This is a genomic window from Paenibacillus nanchangensis, assembly GCF_046543445.1.
GTDB lineage: Bacteria > Bacillota > Bacilli > Paenibacillales > Paenibacillaceae > Paenibacillus_AQ > Paenibacillus_AQ nanchangensis.
Window position 1 is genome coordinate 15,599 of record NZ_JBHOFD010000040.1, and the last position, 21,891, is coordinate 37,489.

The window sequence follows — 21,891 nt, forward strand, 5'->3', positions numbered from 1 at the left end:
ATTGCCAACAGATACGGGCGAAAGGCGTCTCCCCTCGTTGTGAGGGGGACGCCGCTCTCTTCACGGAAGCCGATCGGGTGTGTAGTTACAAGTTCATACAACAATAAAGGGCCTTTTTCAGGCGGATGATAACGCTGCAGGCAACCGGGTGTGTGTGCGGCTAACTGCCGCAAATGTGCATGTCGCTTCATTCCACTTACTCAAAGGAGGCGTCGCTTAGTGAACCAAAGGCCGCTTGGACCCAAAAAGGGGCTAATCCTGCTGCTGCCGGTACTGCTGCTGATTGCGGTGATCGGAACCGCGTTCCCGGGCAAAACCCGGGCCGCCGGAATCCTTACGCTGGATGTGCCGCCTGGAGGATATGTCTCCAGCGGGGGGGTGCTGGAAATCACCGGCACGTATACCGGGCTGTTCGATATTCGTCTTTATGTAGATGGAACGGGGCAGTTCGAAGCCGTGCTGGACGACCCGGACGGGGATGACAGCGGACGCTGGTCGTACGCGCTGGACACTTCGAGGTATGACGGCAGCATCGGCCTGGTCGTCCGGGGGCTCGACACCTCCACCCGATACGGCGTGTGGAGCGAGCCGGTGAATGTGAAGGTGAACAACCCGGCAGGCGCTGCGCCGGATGTAACGATCACCGGGCCGGCCGAAGGCGTGTCTTTGAACGGCCAGGTAAAGATTACGGTGCAGACCGAGTCGGCCGCTCCGGTGTCGCTGGTCCAGGTGCGGGTGAACCGGGGGCCTTGGAAGCAGGCGGTCCGTAGCGGCAGCCAATACGCCTACAAATGGGATACGGCCGGATTCGGCGGCCGCACGGTCAGCCTGGAGGCGAGAGCAACTAATGCGCCGGGACGTTACGGCTACAGCCCGACCGTATATGCGCGCGTAGGGAAGGTGACGCCGGAAGCCCCGGCTGCACTGCCGAAGCAGGACCGCGCGATGTGGATATGGGAGCCGGAGAGCTATAGTCTGCTGCTTAATCCGGGTTCGCGGGCGGTGCTGGAGGCTTTTGTCACAGATACACAGACCTTTGGTTCGGAACCGGTGCGCACACTGTATCTGGCTGTGGGAAGTTATGCCGGCTATCGCGCGCTGGAGGAGCAGGAGGATGAACTCCGCTCGTTTATGCGCTGGGCGCATGCACGGGATTTAAGTGTACACGCACTGGTTGCCGGCGGCACCTCTCCGCCTTATATGGGCGCCTATGAACGCTACCACCATCATGCCGTGCGGGAGATGGAGCAGATTCTTAACTACAACCTCTCCGTGCCGGAAGAAGAACGTTTTGATGGCATTAACGTCGATATCGAGCCGTATATTTCACCTGATTTCAAGCATCCGGGTAAGTTCCTCCAAAAGGAATATTTGACCGGGCTGCAAAAAATGATCAAACGCCGCGAGGCGGCAGGCATCCGGCTGCCGTTTGGACCGGCCGTGCCCAAATGGTATGACTCCTCGGAGCAGGGAGCGGACATTGCGTGGAACGGTTCCGTGAAGTGGCTGTCCGAACATATCCAGGACATTTCGGACTATATCTCAATTATGGATTACCGGGATTCGGCGGACGGCAGCGCCGGAATTATCGCCGGTGCGGCGGGCGAGCTGGCTTACGCCGAGCGGATCGGGAAGCCAAATTCGGTGGTGATCGGCGTGGAAACGCTGGATATCGCGAACAGCGGCGATCCGGAGACGATTACCTTCCGTGAGGAAGGCCGGACCCATATGGAGGCTGAACTCGACAAAGTGTATGCGGCATCGGGACAAAGCGGGGCGTTTGGCGGCATTGCCGTCCACCATTACGACTCCTACCGTGCGCTGCCATCCTACTGGGGACCAGGCGGCTCGGCGTGGACTCCGCCGGCGGACAATCAGCCGCCGTCTGCTCCGGCAGGCGGGCTGCACGCCAAGGCTGCCGACTTCCAGACTGTGAAACTGAATTACGGAATGGCGGCCGACAATACGGAGATTGACCGGTATATCGTGTACCGCAGCACGGTTTCCGGCTTTGCGCCCGGCGCCGCTGATATTGCCGGACTCTCGCGCAGCCTGAACTTTACGGATAAAGGACTGCTGCCCGAAACGACCTACTATTACCGTGTCGCGGCGCGCGATTTGCAGGGCAATATCGGGCCCGCATCCGGTGAAGTCTCCGTCACAACGGGCACAACCGCGCTGAAGCCGGCAATCCTTAGCGGAATGCATGTATCACGCAGCGGCTCCGCGGCATCCGTCACCCTGAAGGTCCGCGATTACGCTACGGGAGAGGCGGTAGCGGACGCTCTGGTGGAAGGCCGGTTTACGTATGCAGGCGGCAAGTATGCGGCCGGGACAACAGGACCAGACGGGAGCGTTACGCTGAACTCGGAAGAGGTGCCAAGCGGCCGCCAGATCGGGTTCGAGCCGCGCAGAATCCAGGCGGCGGGGTATTATTACGCCTCCGGACACGATCTGACGCATATGGCGGCGCTGCTGCCGCATCAAGGATTAAGCGGACTAACCGCAGGTCCAGGGACGTGGAACAAGCCGTTCGCAGCGGAAGAAATGCGGTATACCGTCATGGTGGACGCTGCGGCGGCCGAGCTGCAGGTGGCGGCTGTTGCCGCCAGCCCATCTGACCAAGTGCGGATTAACGGAGAGGCGACCGAATCGGGCGCGGCCGTGACTGTGCCGATTGGTTCCGGTCCCGGCGAAGTCTCCGTGGTTGTTTATCATGCTGACGGAACCTCGGATGTGTACGTGCTGCAGATCAGCCGGAAAGCAGCGGCAGAACCCCGGCCGGTGGTTCCTATTAACGAGGACGCTTATGTCTATGAGCATCAGCCGTCGATGAACTTCGGGACGGAGCCTATCCTCGAAATTGCTGACATTCCGAAGGCACAGGGCGGGGGAGACCGGATAACGCTTATGCGGGCCGGGCTCCATCCGGATACAGCGCCGCTCCAATCCGTCACGCTGAATGTGTATGTACCGGAAGCGCCGCCGACCCCCGTAACCTTGGAGCTAAAAGGCTACAAGGGGGCGCAGTGGACCGAAAGCGCCTTAACCTGGAACAACCGCCCGGTCAGCGGCGGAACCCCGATTGGTTCTGCCCGGGTAAATGGGGCGGGCTGGTACAGCGTGGATGTCACCTCTTTTGTGGCGGAGAGCCTGGCAGCCGGTCTTGATCCAACCTTTCAGTGGTCCGATCCCAATACGTCGGGGATTCTTGTCCGGCTGAGCAGCAGAGAAAGTGACGAGCATGCGCCGTATTTGAAAGTGGAGGCAGCCGAGTAAATCTCGGGGCGGTTCCGGACATTTACGGAAGAGCCTACCTTATGGAGAAGCCTGTCTAGACTGGCCGTTGCAGTACTGCAACGCCAGGAATGCCAGGAATACCAGGAATGCCAGAATGTAGCGGAGTGAAAAACCAGCACACAGCGGGCCGGTGTGCCGGCCCGTCAAGGAGAGAAGTAGAGATGAACGATCTGATCCAGCCTATAGAAATTCACCAGGCGGACAACATGCCTGTACAGGTCTATGAGCGGCGTAAAGAGATGGGAGACGCCGCCGCCGCGCGTGTCGCGGACAACATCCGGGAGCTGCAGCAGGATGCGGGCCGGGTGGTTCGCATCGTGTTCGCCGCGGCCCCGTCCCAAAATGAACTTTATGCAGGTTTGGCCGGAGAACAAGGCATCGACTGGTCGCGGGTGGCTGCTTTTCATATGGATGAGTATATCGGTCTGGCAGCCGAGGCCCCTCAGCGCTTTGGCCGCTATTTAACGGACCGCCTGTTCAGCCGGGTTCAACCCGGCAGGGTGGAACTGCTGGACGGACTGGGAGATCCGGAGCAGGAATGCCGCAGATACGCGGAGCTGCTGAATGAGAGGCCGATTGACATCGTCTGCCTCGGCATTGGCGAAAACGGGCATATTGCGTTTAACGACCCGCCTGTCGCTGATTTTGCGGACCCATATCCGGTAAAAAAAGTAGAGCTCGACGAAGCCTGCCGCCGCCAGCAGGTGAATGACGGCTGCTTTGCGGAGATTGGCGGGGTGCCGACCCATGCGCTGACACTTACGGTGCCTGCGCTGATGGCAGGCCGCCGCCTGTATGCGATTGTGCCGGGGGCCTCCAAACGCGCCGCCCTGCATGCCGCGCTTCATGGCCCGGTCACCACGGCATGCCCGGCCAGCATTTTGCGCACCCATCCCGGCATTACGCTGTTTACCGACCGGGAGGCGTACGGCCTGTGAGCGGCCCGGTGACGGGCAGGCATTACAAAACCGGCAGGCCGGTTGAAGTCAGCCTGGCGGACGGGGGGATCAGCGCCGTTACGGAGCTTCCGGAGCACCCGTCCATGGCGGAGTGGCCTTGGCTTGCACCCGGCCTGATCGATGTGCAGGTGAACGGCGGCTGGGGGCTGGACCTGAATACGCTGCCGCTTACGCCGGACACGGTATCGGCTTTGTCCCGGCGGCTGCTAGCCCGGGGCGTCACCGGCTACTGTCCGACGTTGATCACCAACGGCGAACCGCAGCTGGGGCAGGCGGCTTCCGCCATTGCGGCCGCTGTCCGCCAGGATGCTGAAGCCGGCGCGGCTGTTCTGGGCATCCACCTGGAAGGCCCGTTCCTGTCGCCGGAAGACGGGCCGCGCGGCGCGCATCCGAAGGAGCATATCCGCCCGCCTGATTGGGACGCCTTCCTTCGCTGGCAGGAAGCGGCGGAAGGGCTGATCCGGATCGTGACGGTTTCGCCGGAGTGGCCGGACGCGCTGGAATTCATCTCCCGGTGCAGAGCAGCGGGTGTTATCGTCTCGATCGGGCATACGGCAGCGACGCCGGAGCAGATCCGGGAGGCGGTTGCAGCTGGTGCAGCCATGTCCACGCATCTAGGCAATGGAACGCATTTGACGCTGCCCCGCCACCCCAATTATGTGTGGGAACAGCTGGCGGCGGATGAGCTGTACGGCTGCATGATCGCGGATGGGCAGCATCTTCCGCCGTCCCTGCTGAAAGTCATTTTGCGGACGAAACAGGCTCGCGCCATTCTGGTCAGCGATGCCGTATCGCTAAGCGGAATGCCCGCGGGGACGTACCGCCTGCACATCGGCGGGGAGGTGGTGCTGACCGGGGAAGGCCGGCTGCACCTGGCCGGCAGCCCCGGGCTGCTGGCCGGTTCCACCATGATGCTGCCGGATCAGGCGGCTTATCTGGTGCGGACCGGCCTGGCCCGTCTGGATGAAGCGCTGGACTGCGCTTCGGTCCATCCGGCCCGGCTGCTCGGGCTGGATCAGGCGGCGGGGCTTGCAGCCGGCGCGCCGGCTGACCTCATTCGTTTCCGCCTGGGCGCCGGTGCCTTTGAGGGGATCGAATGCTGGAAAAACGGGCGCAAGCTGCCGCGCGGCAACGAAAACGGCAATGGAAACGAAAATGGAAATGGCCAGGTCGTAGGCGGTGGATAAAGGCCATTACACTGGCCCCGATATCGGTGATGATATAGGCATGACATCGGCCCCGACGTTGACGATTGTTATAGGCCATGACACTGGCCCCGACATTAATGATTATCATAGGCATGACATCGGCCCCGACGTTGACGATTGTCATAGGGCATGACATCATTCCTCACGTTGACGATTGTTATAGGCCATGAACTGACCCCGACATTGGCGATTAATATTGCGGTGTAACGAATTTCATATGTACACTTACGGGCCTGGCTTTCCGCCGGGCACAGGAGGAACCGAATGAAAAGTTTGATTCCACAGCCAAAGCAGATGGTGATGTCTGAACAGAAAGGGCTGCATACGGGCGACGGGGTTCGACTGGAACTTTATGCGGAATACGCCGATCGGCGGCTGGAAACGCACTGCCGCCGGGCGTTTCCGGCAGCGGAGCTGACGGTCAGTCCGGCGGAGCGGGGATTTACGCTTGTGATCCGGCTGCAGGCATCGGATCGTTCCGCAGCTGAGCCGGAAGGCGGCGAGTCTGCTGGTCCCGTTGCTGCCGAATCGGACGCAGCATCCGCTCCGCCAGTTGCAGCAGATGCTGCCAGCTGGGCCGGGCTAGATGGCCGGGCTGAAGGCTACCGGCTGGAGGTCGCTGAAGACCATGCGGTGCTTCGCGCGTTGGATGCGCCGGGCTTATATTACGGGCTGCAGACGCTGCTGCAGCTGCGCCGTCCGGAGGGCGAAATTCCGGCAGTGTCCGTGACGGACTGGCCAGACACGAGACTCAGGGCGATGAATTTCGACCTGCGCCAGACGTTTTCGAAGCCCGAACGGCTGATCCATTATATCGCGGATTTTTCCTGCTACAAAATCAACGCGCTGCTGATCGAATACGAAGACAAATTTCCGTTCCGCAGGCATCCGGAGGTGGTCCATCCCCGCCACGCTTTGAGTGAAGCGCAGCTGGAAGCGCTGCGGCAGACGGCTCACGAGCATTTTATCGAAATTATCCCGCTGCAGCAGAGCTTTGGCCATCTCGAATATGTGCTCCGCCACAGCCAGTGGCGTCATCTGCGGGAGACCGAGCAGTCTACCGGCGAGCTTTGTCCGTCGAATCCGGCTTCCTTCGTCCTGGTCACCGAACTGCTGGAAGAAATGATGGACGCCCATCCGGATTCGCGTTACATCCATCTTGGGTGCGACGAGGTCTACAGCCTGTGCGAATGCCCGCAGTGCAAGGAGCAGTTTGGCGGCGTGCGGGAGCGGGCGTTTATCGCGTTTTTGAACCGCTTGATCGCGTTTGCCGCCAGCCGGGGGAAAACCCCGATTTTTTGGCACGATATGCTGGATCAATGCCCGCCGGATGAACTGGCCCAACTGGACCCGCGCAGCGCGGCGATGATCTGGATTTACAACGGGCGCAATATCGAAGCGGAGGTGTCCGCGCTTACGGCCAAATTCAGGGCGCTTGGCATTGAAGTGATGGGTGCGCCGGCAGTGCGCAGCTTTGACTGGGCCGAGCATCAGAATTACCCGGTGCTGCCGAACCGGACGGACAATCTGCTACAGTGGGCGGAGACGGCGGATAAGCTGGACATCGGCTGTATGGTCGCCACGAACTGGACCGGACCGTTCAGCCTCGGCGTCCCTTACGGCATTTTTGAAACGACCTGGTATCCGATGCTGCTGCATGCCGATCTGGTCTGGAACCGCGCAGCCGATACGGAGTCCTTCATCGACCGGTTCCTGGAACGGTTCCATGGCGTAGCCCCCGCTGCTGGTCATGCCAAGCTCGGAAATTACCGGCTTGAGGATTACTACGAAATCATCTGGAAGCTGCTGGACGAGGTGCAGGAAAACAAGGACTACGCGGAGCTTATCAGCGTCATGCATGATTACGAGGTGGCGACGGACCGCTCGAGGGCGATCCACAAATATGTGTACCGCTGGGAGCTGTATCCGGGCGACGAGGCGGAATGGACTTCACTGCTGAACAATTACAGGCGGAACCGGAGCGGCCGCGATAACGTCCGGCCCCGGATGCAGGCCGCGCTGGAGCGTTACCAACCGTCCGATATGGCGGAGCATTATGTGAAGTCGCGGATGTACCTGCACGATTATTTGGAACGGACGCTGTACGCCGAGCTTGGACTTGGACGTGCGGAATAAACGTAAGCGGCACACAAGCAATAAAATGGGGAGGAATAAACCGGTGATGCAGTCAAGCCAAAAACGTTCGCCAGCAGCGCTGAACCTGGGAACCATGGAACCGGAAACAATGAAACTGGAAGACAAAATTGCCCTGATGTGCGTGGTCGGAACGCCCTCCCTTCAGGCGGAGCCGGAGTTTCGGCAACGGATGAACCGGCACAGATTTGGCGGGATCGGACTGTTCCCGTTTAATGTGCAGGATGAGCAGCAGACATTGGCCTTAACAGCTGAGGCGGGAAACATTGCTGATACGTACGGAATGCCGCAGCCTTATTATATTTCGGTGGATGAAGAAGGCGGCACGTTGTCCAAATTTAAAAGCTTTTACCCTTACCTGCCCGGCAACCGGGCGGTAGGTCTAAGCGAAGATCCGGAAGCCGCGTACAGCCTGGGCCAGCTAATCGGCAGCCAGCTTCACGCGCTTGGCATTCCGATGAACTGGGCACCTGTGCTGGATGTCAATACCAACCTCGACAATCCGGTCGTCGGTGTCCGCTCATTCGGCGAAGATCCCCGGCAGGTCGCCGCGATGGGCCGCAGCTTTATCCGGGGCATGCACGAAGCCGGGGTGGCGGTTACGGCCAAACATTTTCCCGGACACGGCCAGGTCAGCGGCGATTCCCATGTCATGCTGCCGGAATGCGGGCTGACGCTGCAGGAGCTGCTGGAAGGACCGCTGCTGCCATTTGCCGCGGCGGTGGAAGCGGGGACCGATGCGGTGATGATGGGCCATCTGGTTTTTCCGAACATTCCGGAGTCGGACGGTCTGCCGGCTTCGCTCAGCCCTTTTTTTGCAGCCGGTCTGCTGCGCGGACGCCTCGGGTTTGAGGGGATAATCTGTACGGATGATATCGAAATGGGCGCGATCCGCAACACGTACAGGCCGGAGGAGGCAGGGGTGCTTGCTGTGCTGGCCGGGAACGATATGATTTTGATGTGCCATACGCCGGAATTTCAGGATCGGGTGATTGAGGGGATACTGGAGGCGGTTCGGGACGGACGGATCAGCGAGACACGGATCGACGAGTCGGTTCGCCGGATTCTGCGGCTGTATGAGAAGTTTGGCGAATACCGCGCGGCGGCCCAGCCGATCCCCAGGGACCAGTGGGAAACAGCGGCACTGCAGCTGGCTCGAAAAACAGTGAAAATCAGCCGGGACCCGCAGCGGCTGCTGCCCCTGTCCCCTGTGCAAAAGTATCTGCTGATCCTGCCCGTGCAGGAGCGGCTGACGATTGCCGATAATTCGGGCGATGCGGAATTTCCGCTGGCTTCTCTGCTGGAGCAGGCGGGTTACTCCGTCACGCTGCGGCGCTGTTCCATGAAGCCGGATGACGCTGAAATCGGAGCAATTGCGGAGCAGGCGTCCCAATGCGATGCCGTCATTCAGGCGACGCTGAACGCTCATTTGTTTACCGGCCAGCTTCGTCTGGCCGAGACGCTTGCCGCCCGGAAGCCGCTGCTGAATCTGATTTTACGCAATCCTTATGATGATACGTTTTTGCCAAAAAATGCATGCAGCGTTCTGCTCTGCTCGGCGTCGGATTATTCACTGAAAGCGCTGATGGAGGTTCTGATTCCCGGAGACATAACCCGGTAAAGGGGGTTGTATTATCCGCTTGCTTCCCTGGCTTTAATCGCTAGTTGAGGGCAAAAAGGTGCTGTCTAATGAGTGCCTGGACAGCCCTTTACAATTCTCGGACCGCCTTCTAACAGCCCTCAGACCGCCTTCTAACAACTCTCAGTCCGCTTTCTAACAGCTCATAGACCGCCGTTTGACCGCCTAATCACTAATCACCTTCCTGCCGCAGGGGGTGATTTTTTTTCATCCCAATTGACAGGTTATGGAAGGCCTCGTTATAATCTAGCACGCGATGGATTTTTTTCATTGGCGCTTGAAGAAAAAGCTGGAGGCTAATAACATGCACAAATTACACATGCTGAACATTGAATTTGAACATCAAGGGTCCAAGCAGACGATCACACCGGTTCTTTTGGCGGAAGGCAAGGACGTTATACTGGTGGATTGCGGCTACCCCGGATTCCTGCCCTTGATTGAACAAGCCATGGAACGTGAAGGGGTGGCGCTCCAATCAATGACCCATCTGCTGCTGACGCATCACGACAACGACCATATGGGGACTGCCGCAGCAATCAAACGCACGCTGCCCGCGGTGTCCGTTCTTGCCCATGAGATTGAGGCGCCTTACATTGAAGGCAAGCGGAAGTCGGCGCGGCTGGAGCAGGCGGAAGCAGGGTTGGAGGAGTTGAGCGGAGAAGCACGAGCATTTGCGGAAGGTTTTATCCGGATGCTGCAGCAAGTGGAGCCGGCACAAGTGGACCGGACGCTGGCGAGCGGCGAAAAGCTGCCGTGGTGCGGAGGAATTGAGGTAGTCCATACGCCGGGCCATATGGCGGGGCATATCTCTTTGTATCTGCCGGCAGCCCGAACACTGATTGCGGGCGATGCCGTGGTCATCGAAGCAGGCAAACTGCAAATTGCCAATCCGTCGTTTACGCTGGATCTGAAAGAGGCGGTCCGTTCGGTACGCAAGCTGCTGTCCTATGACGTGGATCAGCTGATCTGCTATCATGGCGGCTTGTTTACTGGAGATGTGAAGTCGGCGCTGACCGGTCTTTTAGAGGAATACCAACCTTATGCTGCGGAGTAAAGACATTCGGCAAACGGGCTGTAATGTCCCCCTATTCCTGCTGTTTGAGCAGACCCTTCTGCATACGCTTGGAAAAAAGTTATCCGGCTCCTTCCGGTTAATGTGAACAATCCGGTCCATCAGGGCCGGTTTTTTTGTGTGCGGCAGCCGGAGTAAGTCATCACAGTAAGTCATCGCAGTAAGTCATCAAGGTAAGGAAAAGCACACAAGCCGGCGCCTTACCATTGTTATAATGAAAGCGTATTTATATAGAAGAAAGAGAGGGACAACTGATGAATCAACTGGTAACGGAACGTGATTTTAGCTGCACAAGAGAGGGATTGACGATTCGCGGTAAAGAATTTTTGCCAACGGACGGTGATTATCTTCCAGCAATTATTCTAAGTCATGGATTCGGCGGAAATTCAAAACAATTAGAGAGGGATTGCCAGGCGTTTGCTTCATGGGGTTATGCGGCGTATTGTTTCGATTTCTGCGGGGGCTGCGCTGACGGCGAAGGAAAAAGTGACGGCGAAACAACCGGCATGACAGTGCTGACCGAATGTGCGGACTTGCAGGCGGTTATGGATTACATCACAACGCTGCCTTATGTGGATGCAAGCAGGTTGACGCTGATGGGCTTCAGCCAGGGCGGGTTTGTCTCTGCGCTTGCGGCGGCCGGACGTCCGGAGGAGGTAAACGGGTTAATTCTTCTTTACCCGGCGTTGTGTATCCCTGACGATGCACGCAAAGGGGCGCTGGGTGGATCTTCTTATGATGTCCAAGCCGTTCCGGAGGTTATAGATTGCGGCAATATGCGAATCGGCAGGAGGTTTCATGAAACGGTGGTGGAGATGGATCCTTTTGAGGCGATACACGCATATAAAGGACCTGTGCTGCTAATGCATGGTACGGCCGATACAATCGTAGATTTCCATTACTCTGTTCAGGCCCAACAATCTTATGCGCCGGGCCAATGCCGGCTGGAGCTAATCCCGGATGCCGGGCACAGCTTTACGGAGGAGCAAATGGCCAGCGCGATGGAGTCCATCCGCCAATTTTTATCGGAGGTGTAGCGGCCGGGTTGATCATCCTCATCCTCCTTTTGCAGGCTGCTGTGGCGCAGCCAATTGTCTGCTTCCAATGTACACAAAAACAGCGCGCGGCGAACTCTCATTCGCCAACGCGCTGTTTGATATCCCCCAATCAGAATGCCGGCGTCCACTCCGCGCCGTTCTCCCGGGTTTGAACCGTAAATTCCTTGCTTTGCAGATTAGCGGACAGCTTGGCTTCAGTGTGCTCGTGCGTCCAGACAATTTCCAGCTCGTGTTCGCTGCTCTCCTGGATGCTGATGTCTCCATTAAACGCCGGGCAGCTGTTCCGGAACCGCAGCAGCTGGAACAGGCGCTGCACGACCGGACGCTGTACTTCCGCATCGATTTCCGCCTGGGAGTAATAATGCCGGTTGATGTTGCGTCCTTCTTTGGTGTTTTCCAGCAGTTCAATGTCGTTTTCCCCGGCAAGCAGGCCGACATAGTAGATTTGCGGAATACCCGGAGCAAAACACTGCAGCGCCCGGGCGAGCAAATAAGCCTGGTCGTCGTTGCCGAGTGCGGAATAATACGTACAGTTGATTTGGTAAATATCCAGGTTGTTGTACGCTTCGGTGCTGTAGATTTTTTTGACGTTGGCGCCTTGGCTGTACAGGGCTTCCCGCGTCATTTCCGCTTCTTCATCCGACAAAAGATCCTTTACGTCCACAACGCCGATGCCGTCATGCGTATCCAGTGTCGTGAACTGCTTGCGCGGGCAGATCCGCAGCCAGTGGGCCAAGCGGTTGACCTTGCCGCTGAACAGCGCATGCAGCACAAGCATCGGAAGCGCAAAATCGTACACATAATAGTCCTGACCGGCGATCTTCAGCTGAATGCTGTAATGCTCATGGATTTCCGGCAGCACCGTGATGCCGTGAGGGCGGACGATATCTTCGGAGAATTTGAGCATTTCCCAAATGTCCGGCTCGACAAAAAAGCAGTTGGTTCCAATTTTTTTGTTGGCATAAGCAAAAGCGTCCAGACGGATGATCGAAGCGCCTTTTCCAGCCAGGAACGTGAGGTTGTCCAGGATGAAGGTTTTTGTCGTTTCGGTGGTCACATCGAGGTCGATCTGCTGCTCGTCAAAAGTACACCATACTTTTTCCGTCGTGCCGTCCTTGAAGGTCACTTCCACATAAGGCGCGCGCGGCTTGCGTTTATAGATCAGATCAACGTCCGCTTCCGTAGGTTCGCCGCCGGGCCAGAAGTTTTTGTAGCGGATGAACAAATCGGCGTAAGCCGACTCGTCTTTTTTCTCCAGGAAGTCCTGGAAGTAAGGGGACTGGCGGGAAATATGATTAATCATGAAATCGTACATCATGTAAAATTTTTCGCTCATGGCTTCCACTTCGGACCAGTCGCCAAACGCTTCATCCACTTTGGTATAATCCATCGGCGCAAAACCGCGGTCGCCGGACGAAGGGTAGAAGGGCAGCAGATGGACGCCGCCGACGACTCCCTGAAGATGTTTGTCCAGCACTTCATTAAGCTCTTTCAGATTGCTGCCCAGGCTGTCCGCGTAGGTAATCAGCATCGCTTCATTTTTAATTTGCATAGCGACAAGCTCCTTTCTGTTTCAAAAAATTATAGCCTTTGCGTAAACTTCCACACCATGCTTTCGTAGTCTTCTTTCCACAAAGCGGGAATAGCAAGCCCGCTGTTCATCAATTCGTCGCCGCCGTACACCTTTCCTTGTTCGCAGGCGTAATCCGCCTGTTCATCCAGCCCCTGAAGCAAAATACGGCTGATGCGGCTGTTCGCTTCCGCCCCTGTCCGGAAGTAAAAGACGAGCGCATCACGTTTGTCCTTGGACACGAACATCCACGCCGTTTCACTGCCCTCAAACGGACTGAGCAGCCGGTACAAATCGCCGAACTGGATCAGCGCACGATGGGCGGAATAAAATTCGATTTGGCTCCGGATCGCCGTCTGTTCTTCTTCGCTTATAGCCGTCACGTCCAGCTCGTAGCCGAAGTTCCCGCTCATGGCGACATGCCCGCGCATTTCCAGCGTCGTGGTGCGGTGCACCTGGTGGTTCGGGACGGCGGATACATGGGCGCCCATGGCGCTGACCGGGTAGACGAGGCTGGTGCCGTATTGAATTTTGAGGCGGGACACGGCGTCCGTATTATCGCTGGTCCAGGTCTGGGGCATGTAATACAGCATTCCGGGGTCGAACCGGCCGCCGCCGCCGGAGCAGCTTTCAAACAGCACATGCGGGAACGCTGACGTCAGCTCTTCCATGATTTTGTATAAACCGAGCATGTAGCGGTGTGCGGTTTCGCGCTGGCGTTCCGGCGGCAGGGCGGGGGAGCCGATTTCCGTCATGTGGCGGTTCATGTCCCACTTTACGTAAGTGATTGGAGCCGAGCGCAAAATATCCGATACGCTGCGTACAATCTCGCTGCATACTTCCTCCCGCGTAAAATCGAGCACCAGCTGACTGCGCCCCTCCGACCGGCTGCGGCCGGGAACATGCAGGCACCAATCGGGATGTTTGTGGTACAGCTCGCTGTCCCGCGAAATCATCTCCGGCTCAAACCATAAGCCGAACCGCATGCCTTGATCCACGATGGAGCCGGCCAGTTTGCCGAGCCCGCCCGGCAGTTTGCTTTCATTTACAAACCAGTCGCCGAGCGATGTTTTGTCGTCATTGCGTTTGCCGAACCAGCCGTCGTCAAGCACAAACAGCTCCATACCGAGTTCGCGGCCCGCTTCCGCAAATTGTTCAATCGACTCCGCGTTAAAATCAAAATAGGTGCCTTCCCAGTTATTGATCAAGATCGGACGTTCCCGGTCGCGGAATTCGCCGCGGCACATCCGCTCGCGGAACAGGCTGTGAAAGGTCCGCGACATTCCGCCAAGGCCGTCCGCCGAGTAGACAAGCAGCGCTTCCGGACATTGGAAGGCTTCACCCGGTTCAAGCCTCCAGCTGAAGTCGAAATCGTTTAGCCCGATCGAAGCCCTTGCGGTGGAGAACTGGTCCACTTCCACCGAAGCGGTGAAGCTGCCGCTGTACACCAGGCTGAAGGCGTATACTTCGCCGGACCGCTCGGTGGCGTCTTTGCGCGCCAAAGCAAAAAACGGATTATGCTGATGGCTGCTTGCGCCTCTGCGGCTTTCGATAGACTGGATGCCGGTGTGCAGCGGCTGGCGTTCCACATGCCGCTCTCTGGCCCAGGCCCCCGGCAGATGCACAAGGTCGAAGCCGCTGTCGCGGAAATCGACGTTGGCGCTGAAAGCCCGCAGCACCTGCTGCGGCTGAGTTCCCTCATTGCGCAGGAGCACGGAGCGGGCAATCACGTTCCGCTGTTCATAGACGGTGTAGGACAAGGTGGCGGCCAGGCCGGACACCTCGTCCGCCAGCTCAATCAGCAGCGTTTCCGCTTCGCTGCCGTCTTCGGCGTAAGCGGCGGGCAGCCCGGGCAAAGCCGGTTTGCCCGCAACGATCCGGTGCGAACGCACCCGAAGGTCGGAGACGGTGGTGCCGTCCTGCAGCTGGACCTGATAAGCCGGATTGCGGAAATCCGTTGCGCCGAAGGCGGGATATTCCTGCGGCAGCGTGTCCAGCGAAAAGGTGCGGTCGTCCGGATCGGGATTCGGAGAAAATCCCCGGTCCAGGTATTGAAGCTTGTTGCTGCCGGCATAGCGGCGGAGCCGTTTGCCCCAGTACAGATGGCTCAAATAGCCGTCGCGGATGATTTGCATAACATAGCTGCTGCCGCCCGCAGTTAAATGAAAGATGCGGGATTCGGCATCATACTGAATACTCAAAAGGGCTCACTCCTTAGATATAGTTGCTGCTGTCGGCTGGATGCCGACAATCAGCGGATCAGCTCTTGACGGCTCCAGCCGACAGGCCGGCGATAAAGAAACGCTGAAGGAACAAATACAGCAGTGTCAGCGGCAGCATCGACATCAGGGAACCGGCGGCGACCCAGCTTATGTTGCTGGTGAACTGGGAGAAAAACGCCGACAGCGCCACAGTGAGCGTATGCATGCGGGTCGATTGCAGGAAAAACAGCGAAAACTGATAGTCGTTCCAGATCGACACGCCCGACAGAATGATCGCCGTTACCGTAACCGGCTGCAGCAGCGGCAAAATGATTTTGAAGAAGAGGCCAACGCGCGACGTCCCGTCAATCATTCCGGCTTCGTCCAGCTCTTTTGGAATGGTGCCGATAAAACCGGTGTAGAGGAAAATCGTCATCGGCAGGTTGAAGGTAACGTTCAGCAAAATTACGCCCCAGTAGGTGTTGAGGCCGTTCAGATCCACGACGAACTGGTACAGCGGCACCAGTACCGTCAGAGGGGGCACAATCAGCGCCGAAATAAAGACGATATAAACGAATTTGTTCAAACGCGTCTGAAAACGGGACAGCGGATACGATGCCAAGGAGCCGACGAGTATAATCAGCAGTACGGAACAAAACGTAATGATGATATTGTTAACGAACGCGCGGTCGAGATTGGCGTACTCCCAGGCGTTCTTGAAGTTGTCCATGTTAAGGTAACCCGGAAGAATCCATTTGGAGCTCAAATCGCTGTCTTTTTTCAGGGCCGTGCTGACAAGCAAATAGAGCGGGATGATATGAATCAGTCCGATCAAGCCCATTAAACCGATTTGCCACTTTTTAACTTTGGTCAGGTTCATGATGCATTCTCCTTTTTCCGCAGCAGAATCAGGGCGGCGATGCCAATGACGCTGGTAATAAAGAACATCAAGTTCCCCATCGAAGCCGCGTAGCCGGCATCCTGTCTGGAGAAATACATTTGATACATCATCGTCGACAGCGACTGGGACGCATAACCCGGACCGCCGTTGGTCAACGCGACGATCACGTCGAACAGCTTGAGGCCGCCGATAATGTTGATAACGACGTTGATGGTGATGGAAGGAGCCAGCAGCGGGAAGGTGACATTTTTGAACTGCTGCCAGGCGGATGCGCCGTCCAGCGAAGCGGCTTCGTAATATTCGGCGGAAATGGACTGCAGCCCCGCCAGATAAATAATCATCGCCGTTCCGACGAACTGGAAGGTGTTGACGAAGGTAATCAGCCAGACGTTCCACTGCGGGTTGGCCAGGAAGTTGACCGGTTCGCCGCCGAACAGCTTTACAATATCGTTCAGGGCGCCACCGTTCATTTGAAAAATAAAATACCAGATGTAACCCATAATCAATGGGCTGATGATGACCGGCAGATAAATGATGGTTCTGACAATCCCTTTGCCTTTAATGCTCATATTCAGGAGCAGGGCGTAGAGCAGGCCGATCAGGTTCTGCAGAATGGTACTGCCGATGCCGTAAATCAGCGTATTGCGCACAACCGTCCAGATGTTCGGGTCGGTGAACAAGCGTTTATAGTTGGAGAGACCGACCCATGCGGACGATTGAGAGTAACCGTCCCAGTTCGTGAACGAGATCCGGATGCCGTTTATAAATGGATAAAAAATAAACACGGCGAATAAAATCAGCGCCGGGAAGTACATCAGGTTGATGCTGAAGGTTGATTTCTTCACGCTTATCCCTCCTATATCAGGAAGAGAGAGCCCTCCTTACCGCGAGGACTCTCCGCTTCCTTTCTCTTTTGCTTATTTTTGCTGCTGCGATTTCAAGCGATCGACTTCCGATTTCATGTTTTCGCTGTATTTTTGCGGGGTGATGTTGCCCGCCAGCAGTTCCTGGGCGTTTGTGATCATCACGTCCCACATGCCGTTTGGCAGATAAACGCGGTCAAAATAAGGCAGCACCTTAACGTCTTTGTACTTGTCGTAGTATTCGCTGAATGCGCCGCCGCCCGATACGTCTTTAAACGCGGCCGGCGAGAGGGTGGCGTCGGATACTTTTTTTACGTTGTCCGGCTGGGCCAGATAGTTCAGGAACGCTTTGGTTTGTTCCGGATATTTGGTGTCCTTCCAGGCGGCCAGAGCCAGGCGTTCGCCGCCGGCAAAGGTAGGCTGATCGCCTGCTTTGATCGCGGGCAGCGGGGCAATCCCCATTTTTACGTCCGGATTGATTTTCTGGATATCGGCGTAGGAGGCCGGCGTATGGAATGCGAACGCCAGCTTGTCTTCGGCGAACAGGCGGGCTTCATCGGCATATTTTGCCGTCAGCAGGTCCTTGTTCGTGTAGCCTTTTTCGTAAATTTCTTTGAATTTCTCAGGCAGGTACGTCCACTTGTTCCAGTCGAACGTACCGTCCAGCAGCGCCTGCGCTTCATTTTGTTCAGGCGTGATCAGCAGCGGGTTCGCCATCATGTCGAAAAATTGGCCGATCATCCAAGGATCCAGGCCGGAAAAGAACATCGGCGTGACTTCGCCGCCGCTCTCCGTTTTGATTTTTTCCGCGGCAGCCAGCATTTCATCCAGCGTGGTCGGCGGCGTAACGCCGTATTTCTCAAGCACGGCCGCGTTGTAGAACAAGCCGTCTTTTGCTTCATTCAGCGGTAGCGCATACACTTTACCGCTTTCATCTGTAAGGATCGGTTTGATGGAGTCCGTCATGTTGGCGGCCCAAGGCTCGTTTTGCAGGTCCATGGTATAAGCGCCGTAGCGGATTTTCGCCCAGCCATGCGTATCAAATATATCCGGCAGCTCGTTCGAGGCCATTTTCATCTTCATGATGCTTTCGTAGTTGGAGCCCGGAAATTGAATTTCGATTTGAGTATCCGGATGCTCGGTCTCGTAGTTGTTCACGATTTCCTGAATCGCATCCCGGACGCCTTGTTCGCCGACGGTCAGCATCATGGTAAGTTTAGCGGTTTCCGCGTCTCCGGCAGCCTGATTTGAATTGCTGTTGCCGCAGGCGGCCAGTCCGAGTGCGAGAACGATTGACAGTGCCGTTAAAAGCCGTTTTTTCTTCATTGTTCATCCCCCAAGTTTGTATTGTTGCGCTTACATAGACAAGGATAACATGGATAAAAGCGCTCACAAATGACACCAATCTACGATAAAAGTGCTCATTTCTCGAATTGACTTCTCCCCATGCTTTCTCTATTCTTGTTGTAGCAAAGGAGAGGCTTCCTGTGAAACTGCATACGCTGCGATCCAAATTAACCTTGTCTTACGCGCTTATAATCGCTATTCCGGTTGCGATCATTATGATCTGCATGCCGGCTTATTATCAGTATCTGCTCGAGCGGGAGACCGAAGCGCTCACCCGGAACACGATGACTTCCATGACGGAGCATATCGTCACCTATCTGGAGCAGCTGGAGCAGATTACTTATCTTCCTTATTTTAGCCCCGAATTGATGCAGGCATTAATTACCAAAAATTCGCCGGATTATGCCGGCGGCACCGACTTCGTAAAATATCCCGTTGAAATGACGTTAAATTCTTTCCTTCCGGCTTTTCTTCTGACCTACGGGAACAATTTATCCGCCGCTCTGCTGCTAACGGAAGATGGCGGGGTATACAGCCAGACCAACGGCCTGTCCGACATTGTGGAAGACTATCCGTTCCGGGAACAGCCATGGTACCGGCAGGCGGTGCAGGCGGACGGCAAAGCAACTTTTATCAGCACCCACCGCCAAAATTATTTGACCACACCGCTTACGAAGCGCGTATTTTCAGTCGCCCGGCTGATCAAAGACCCGGAGACGATGCGGCCGTTGGCCGTGATCATGGCTGATGCGGAGACGTCCCTGCTCGACGAGATCGTCATCAAGGATTTTGGCGTCCGGTCAGTCAGCGCTATTCTTAACGAGCAGGGCAGTGTCTTTTACGCCACGGCACCGCTTTCACAGGATATTGTCCGTGAGATTTCGACAGAGGGAACGTCACAGGTGGAGGATGCGGAGGATTCGTATGTTGTCATTTCCAAGCCAATCCGCCAGGCGAACTGGAAGATGGTAGTGCTGCTGTCTAAATCGGAGCTTCGGGAAAAAGTCGAATGGATGTATATTGTCGGCGTGCTGTTTGCATTTATCGGCCTCGTGCTGACGCTGGTGCTGCTGCGTTATGTGTCCCGCTGGATCGTTGGTCCGTTTCAGCGGATGAAGCAGGCGATGAAGCAGGTGGAACGGGGCAACTTCCAGGTCCGCCTGGAGCCGGACGGCAAAGATGAAATCGCCAGCCTGGGCTACACCTTCAACCATATGATCGATACAATCAATGATCTGATCCAAAAGGAATATGTCGCCGTGCTGAATCAAAAAGAAATGCGGTTCCGCGCGCTGCAGGCCCAGATCGAGCCGCATTTTCTGTTCAATACCTTAAACGGGTTTGTGGCGCTGAACCGGATGGGGGAGAAAAAAAAGCTGGAGAACGCCATTCTTTCGCTTAGCCAGCTGCTGCGGTATACGCTTGTTCAGGAGAACTGGACAACCATCGGTGAGACCTTTGCGTTTCTGCAAAAATACTGCGGCCTGCAGCAGCTCCGGTTTGACGACCGCATGCAGGTTGATTTGCGTTTCGATCCGCTTACTACGGAGATGCGGATTCCTAAGCTGCTGCTGCAGCCGCTGGTGGAGAATGCCATTATCCACGGGATTGAGCCGTCCGCGGAGCCCTGCCGGCTGGTGGTCGAAGCAGGTCTTGAGCAGGGGGACGAAGCAATGCTGCAGATTCGTGTGATGGACGACGGCGTTGGCTTCCCGGATCCCGCGGAGGAAGCCAAAGATAGCATCGGGCTGCGGAATGTCGAGGAGCGGCTGAGGTTTGCTTACCCGTCCGCCGCTTTTGACATCTGCAGCTCGCCAGGCAAAGGGACAACCGTCACCATTCAAATACCGGTAAAGGAGATGCAGGAATGAACGTATTGATTGCAGACGACGAGAAGCTGTCCCGCGCTTCTTTGATCAGCATGCTGGAGGAAGCCGGGCGCGGCATTTCCATTGCCGGTGAAGCGGCTAACGGGGAAGAGCTGCTGGAAGCGCTGATTCGCCTGCAGCCCGACGTGGCTTTTGTCGATATCCGCATGCCGCGGATGAACGGGCTGGAAGCGATCGAGCGCGGCCGTAAGCTGTCGCCTCATACTGAATGGGTGATTTTATCGGGATATTCCGAGTTTGAATATGCGCGTCAGGCGATCAGCCTGGGCGCCTCAAAATATTTGCTGAAGCCGCTGGGCATGGAGGAGCTGGAAGAGGTTCTGGAGGCGCTGTTCATCCGGATGGAACAGACCAGCCGCAGACTGGATGAGGAATTCGGGCATCAGCTGCTCAGCACCATACGGAGTGGTCCGCCGGCGAAAACAGCAGGCTTCGATCAAACTGCCGAAGAGGAAGGCTGGCACTACAGAGGACTGCTGGCCGTGGCCGACACGGGAGCGACGGCGGAAGACCACGAGCGGATCATGCGGCAGCTGGCCGACGTGCTGCGGGACACGGCCCGCGGGAGATCGGGCCATGCGCAGCGTATCGCTGTGTTTCCGCTGGCGGCCGGACAAATCGCGGCGGTTGTCCGCCGGCCGGCCGGCGGTTCGGCGGAGGATCCGCGGCTGGACGGCTGGGCCAAAAGCCTCTGCACCCGGGTGCAGCTTTTATCCGACAGCCTAACCGTTTACACGCAGATTGACGGCGGATTATGCGCAAGCCGGACAGAGCTGCTGGAGCAGCTTGCGGACATGCACCGTTTGTCCCCGCTGCGCGCCGTGATGGGTGTAGGCCGTAAGCTTCTGATAGATGAGATGCAGCGTCAACCCGCCGAGACTGTGCGTTTGGGACAAACCCTGACGCAGCTGGCTGATGACTATCGCCGGCGCCAGTATATGGATTACTGCAGAGAGCTGGAGGAGCTGACGGTTCTGCTGCGGACAAATGCGTATCCTCCGGAAACTGAAAAAAACATCCGGCAGTATATCCGGTATGGAATCCAGGAAGGGAATACGGGCACGGGCGAACGTGAAGAGTTAAGGGACTTGAAGGATCTGAAGGATTCTAAGGATTTGAAGACCCTGCTGACCCGGTATGCCGACAAGCTTTTGGCCGACAAAAATAAAGCCGAAGGCGAACCCGCGGACATGATTGCGGAAGTGATCCATTATATCGAGCGGCATTATGCAAGCGATGTCTCTATCGCCCAACTGGCGGAAAAGCTCGGGATTACGCCCAATTATTTGAGTACCGCTTTTCACAAAAAAACAGGGTCCACCTTCACCAAATACCTGACCCGGCTGCGCATTCACCGGGCCAAAGAGCTGCTCAGCACGACCAGCCTTCCGGTCAAAGATGTTGCCCTTCAGGTCGGGTATTACAGTACCCGGCATTTCGTCAAATTGTTCAGCGAATACGAGGGCTGCTACCCGACGGAATACAAAAAGCAGCGCAAGCCGGCGGAATAAGGGATTGTGCCAGAAGCTTTTGCCGCCGGTTTTATCCACGCACGGAGCATTCCCATTCCGCTTCCAAAGCCGCTCACCTAGCCAGCTTTACACCGGCCGGACATAACGGCCGGACTTAACGGCCGCCAGTCCAATAAACGGACCAAACTGCTTCCGTCAAGGTCTGCGCTGGCTTTGGTTTGCCCAACCGCTTCCGTCCAGGCCTATGCCGGCTTTGGC

14 protein-coding genes are annotated in these 21,891 nt (G+C 56.8%); 9 read left to right on the forward strand and 5 right to left on the reverse strand.

All coding sequences use genetic code 11. The annotated features are described in order from the left end of the window. Positions 1-219 precede the first annotated feature (219 nt). The 7 genes from ACE6ED_RS25030 to ACE6ED_RS25060 all read left to right on the forward strand — a co-directional run bounded on the left by ACE6ED_RS25030 (position 220) and on the right by ACE6ED_RS25060 (position 11,369). Entirely contained in the window at positions 220-3,279 is a 3,060-nt protein-coding gene (locus tag ACE6ED_RS25030) for a CBM96 family carbohydrate-binding protein (RefSeq protein WP_410830154.1), read from the forward strand. Between the two features lie 182 nt (positions 3,280-3,461). Continuing rightward, entirely contained in the window at positions 3,462-4,238 is a 777-nt protein-coding gene (locus ACE6ED_RS25035) for a glucosamine-6-phosphate deaminase (protein ID WP_410830156.1), read from the forward strand. Then, positions 4,235-5,446 (forward strand): N-acetylglucosamine-6-phosphate deacetylase, encoded by a 1,212-nt coding sequence (locus tag ACE6ED_RS25040; protein ID WP_410830157.1) that lies wholly within the window; start codon positions 4,235-4,237, stop codon positions 5,444-5,446. The genes ACE6ED_RS25035 and ACE6ED_RS25040 overlap by 4 nt, the downstream gene beginning before the upstream one ends. Positions 5,447-5,731: 285 nt before the next feature. Beyond that, positions 5,732-7,603 carry a DUF4838 domain-containing protein gene (locus tag ACE6ED_RS25045; RefSeq protein ID WP_410830159.1) on the forward strand — a complete coding sequence of 624 codons (1,872 nt, stop codon included), beginning with the start codon at positions 5,732-5,734 and terminating at the stop codon, positions 7,601-7,603. A gap of 46 nt (positions 7,604-7,649) precedes the next feature. Continuing rightward, a complete protein-coding gene (locus tag ACE6ED_RS25050) occupies positions 7,650-9,242 on the forward strand; it encodes a glycoside hydrolase family 3 protein (protein ID WP_410830201.1) in 1,593 nt (530 codons plus the stop codon). A 322-nt stretch (positions 9,243-9,564) separates the two neighbouring features. Beyond that, positions 9,565-10,314: an MBL fold metallo-hydrolase gene (locus ACE6ED_RS25055; protein ID WP_410830160.1), complete on the forward strand. Its 750-nt coding sequence runs from the start codon at positions 9,565-9,567 to the stop codon at positions 10,312-10,314. Between the two features lie 272 nt (positions 10,315-10,586). After that, positions 10,587-11,369: an alpha/beta hydrolase family protein gene (locus ACE6ED_RS25060; protein WP_410830161.1), complete on the forward strand. Its 783-nt coding sequence runs from the start codon at positions 10,587-10,589 to the stop codon at positions 11,367-11,369. 130 nt (positions 11,370-11,499) lie between these two features. On the opposite strand, the gene gtfA is transcribed toward ACE6ED_RS25060, so the two are convergent. The 5 genes from gtfA to ACE6ED_RS25085 form a co-directional block, all read right to left on the reverse strand. Continuing rightward, positions 11,500-12,942, reverse strand: coding sequence for a sucrose phosphorylase (gtfA, locus tag ACE6ED_RS25065; protein ID WP_410830162.1), 1,443 nt, complete (start codon positions 12,940-12,942; stop codon positions 11,500-11,502). 29 nt (positions 12,943-12,971) lie between these two features. After that, complete coding sequence (locus tag ACE6ED_RS25070; RefSeq protein ID WP_410830163.1) at positions 12,972-15,161, reverse strand: alpha-galactosidase; 2,190 nt, start codon at positions 15,159-15,161, stop codon at positions 12,972-12,974. Between the two features lie 58 nt (positions 15,162-15,219). Beyond that, positions 15,220-16,041, reverse strand: coding sequence for a carbohydrate ABC transporter permease (locus ACE6ED_RS25075; protein ID WP_410830164.1), 822 nt, complete (start codon positions 16,039-16,041; stop codon positions 15,220-15,222). After that, positions 16,038-16,877: a carbohydrate ABC transporter permease gene (locus ACE6ED_RS25080; protein ID WP_410830203.1), complete on the reverse strand. Its 840-nt coding sequence runs from the start codon at positions 16,875-16,877 to the stop codon at positions 16,038-16,040. The genes ACE6ED_RS25075 and ACE6ED_RS25080 overlap by 4 nt, the downstream gene beginning before the upstream one ends. Positions 16,878-16,979: 102 nt before the next feature. Continuing rightward, on the reverse strand, positions 16,980-18,251 hold the full coding sequence (locus tag ACE6ED_RS25085) for an ABC transporter substrate-binding protein (RefSeq protein ID WP_410830165.1): 1,272 nt from the start codon (positions 18,249-18,251) through the stop codon (positions 16,980-16,982). Between the two features lie 161 nt (positions 18,252-18,412). Between ACE6ED_RS25085 and ACE6ED_RS25090 the strand changes: the two genes are divergently transcribed. Both ACE6ED_RS25090 and ACE6ED_RS25095 read left to right on the forward strand, forming a co-directional pair. Then, positions 18,413-20,143, forward strand: a complete 1,731-nt coding sequence (locus ACE6ED_RS25090) for a cache domain-containing sensor histidine kinase (protein ID WP_410830166.1) — start codon at positions 18,413-18,415, stop codon at positions 20,141-20,143. Next, positions 20,140-21,672, forward strand: coding sequence for a response regulator transcription factor (locus ACE6ED_RS25095; RefSeq protein WP_410830168.1), 1,533 nt, complete (start codon positions 20,140-20,142; stop codon positions 21,670-21,672). Before ACE6ED_RS25090 ends, ACE6ED_RS25095 begins: the two co-directional genes overlap by 4 nt. Positions 21,673-21,891 lie beyond the last annotated feature (219 nt).

Excerpts from the sequence above, each read along its gene's own strand:
- ACE6ED_RS25035 (WP_410830156.1), top strand. The coding sequence starts at position 3,462 with ATGAACGATCTGATCCAGCCTATAGAAATTCACCAGGCGGACAACATG.
- ACE6ED_RS25045 (WP_410830159.1), top strand. The coding sequence starts at position 5,732 with ATGAAAAGTTTGATTCCACAGCCAAAGCAGATGGTGATGTCTGAACAG.
- ACE6ED_RS25050 (WP_410830201.1), top strand. The coding sequence starts at position 7,650 with ATGCAGTCAAGCCAAAAACGTTCGCCAGCAGCGCTGAACCTGGGAACC.
- ACE6ED_RS25055 (WP_410830160.1), top strand. The coding sequence starts at position 9,565 with ATGCACAAATTACACATGCTGAACATTGAATTTGAACATCAAGGGTCC.
- ACE6ED_RS25060 (WP_410830161.1), top strand. The coding sequence starts at position 10,587 with ATGAATCAACTGGTAACGGAACGTGATTTTAGCTGCACAAGAGAGGGA.
- gtfA (WP_410830162.1), bottom strand. The coding sequence starts at position 12,942 with ATGCAAATTAAAAATGAAGCGATGCTGATTACCTACGCGGACAGCCTG.
- ACE6ED_RS25075 (WP_410830164.1), bottom strand. The coding sequence starts at position 16,041 with ATGAACCTGACCAAAGTTAAAAAGTGGCAAATCGGTTTAATGGGCTTG.
- ACE6ED_RS25080 (WP_410830203.1), bottom strand. The coding sequence starts at position 16,877 with ATGTACTTCCCGGCGCTGATTTTATTCGCCGTGTTTATTTTTTATCCA.
- ACE6ED_RS25085 (WP_410830165.1), bottom strand. The coding sequence starts at position 18,251 with ATGAAGAAAAAACGGCTTTTAACGGCACTGTCAATCGTTCTCGCACTC.
- ACE6ED_RS25095 (WP_410830168.1), top strand. The coding sequence starts at position 20,140 with ATGAACGTATTGATTGCAGACGACGAGAAGCTGTCCCGCGCTTCTTTG.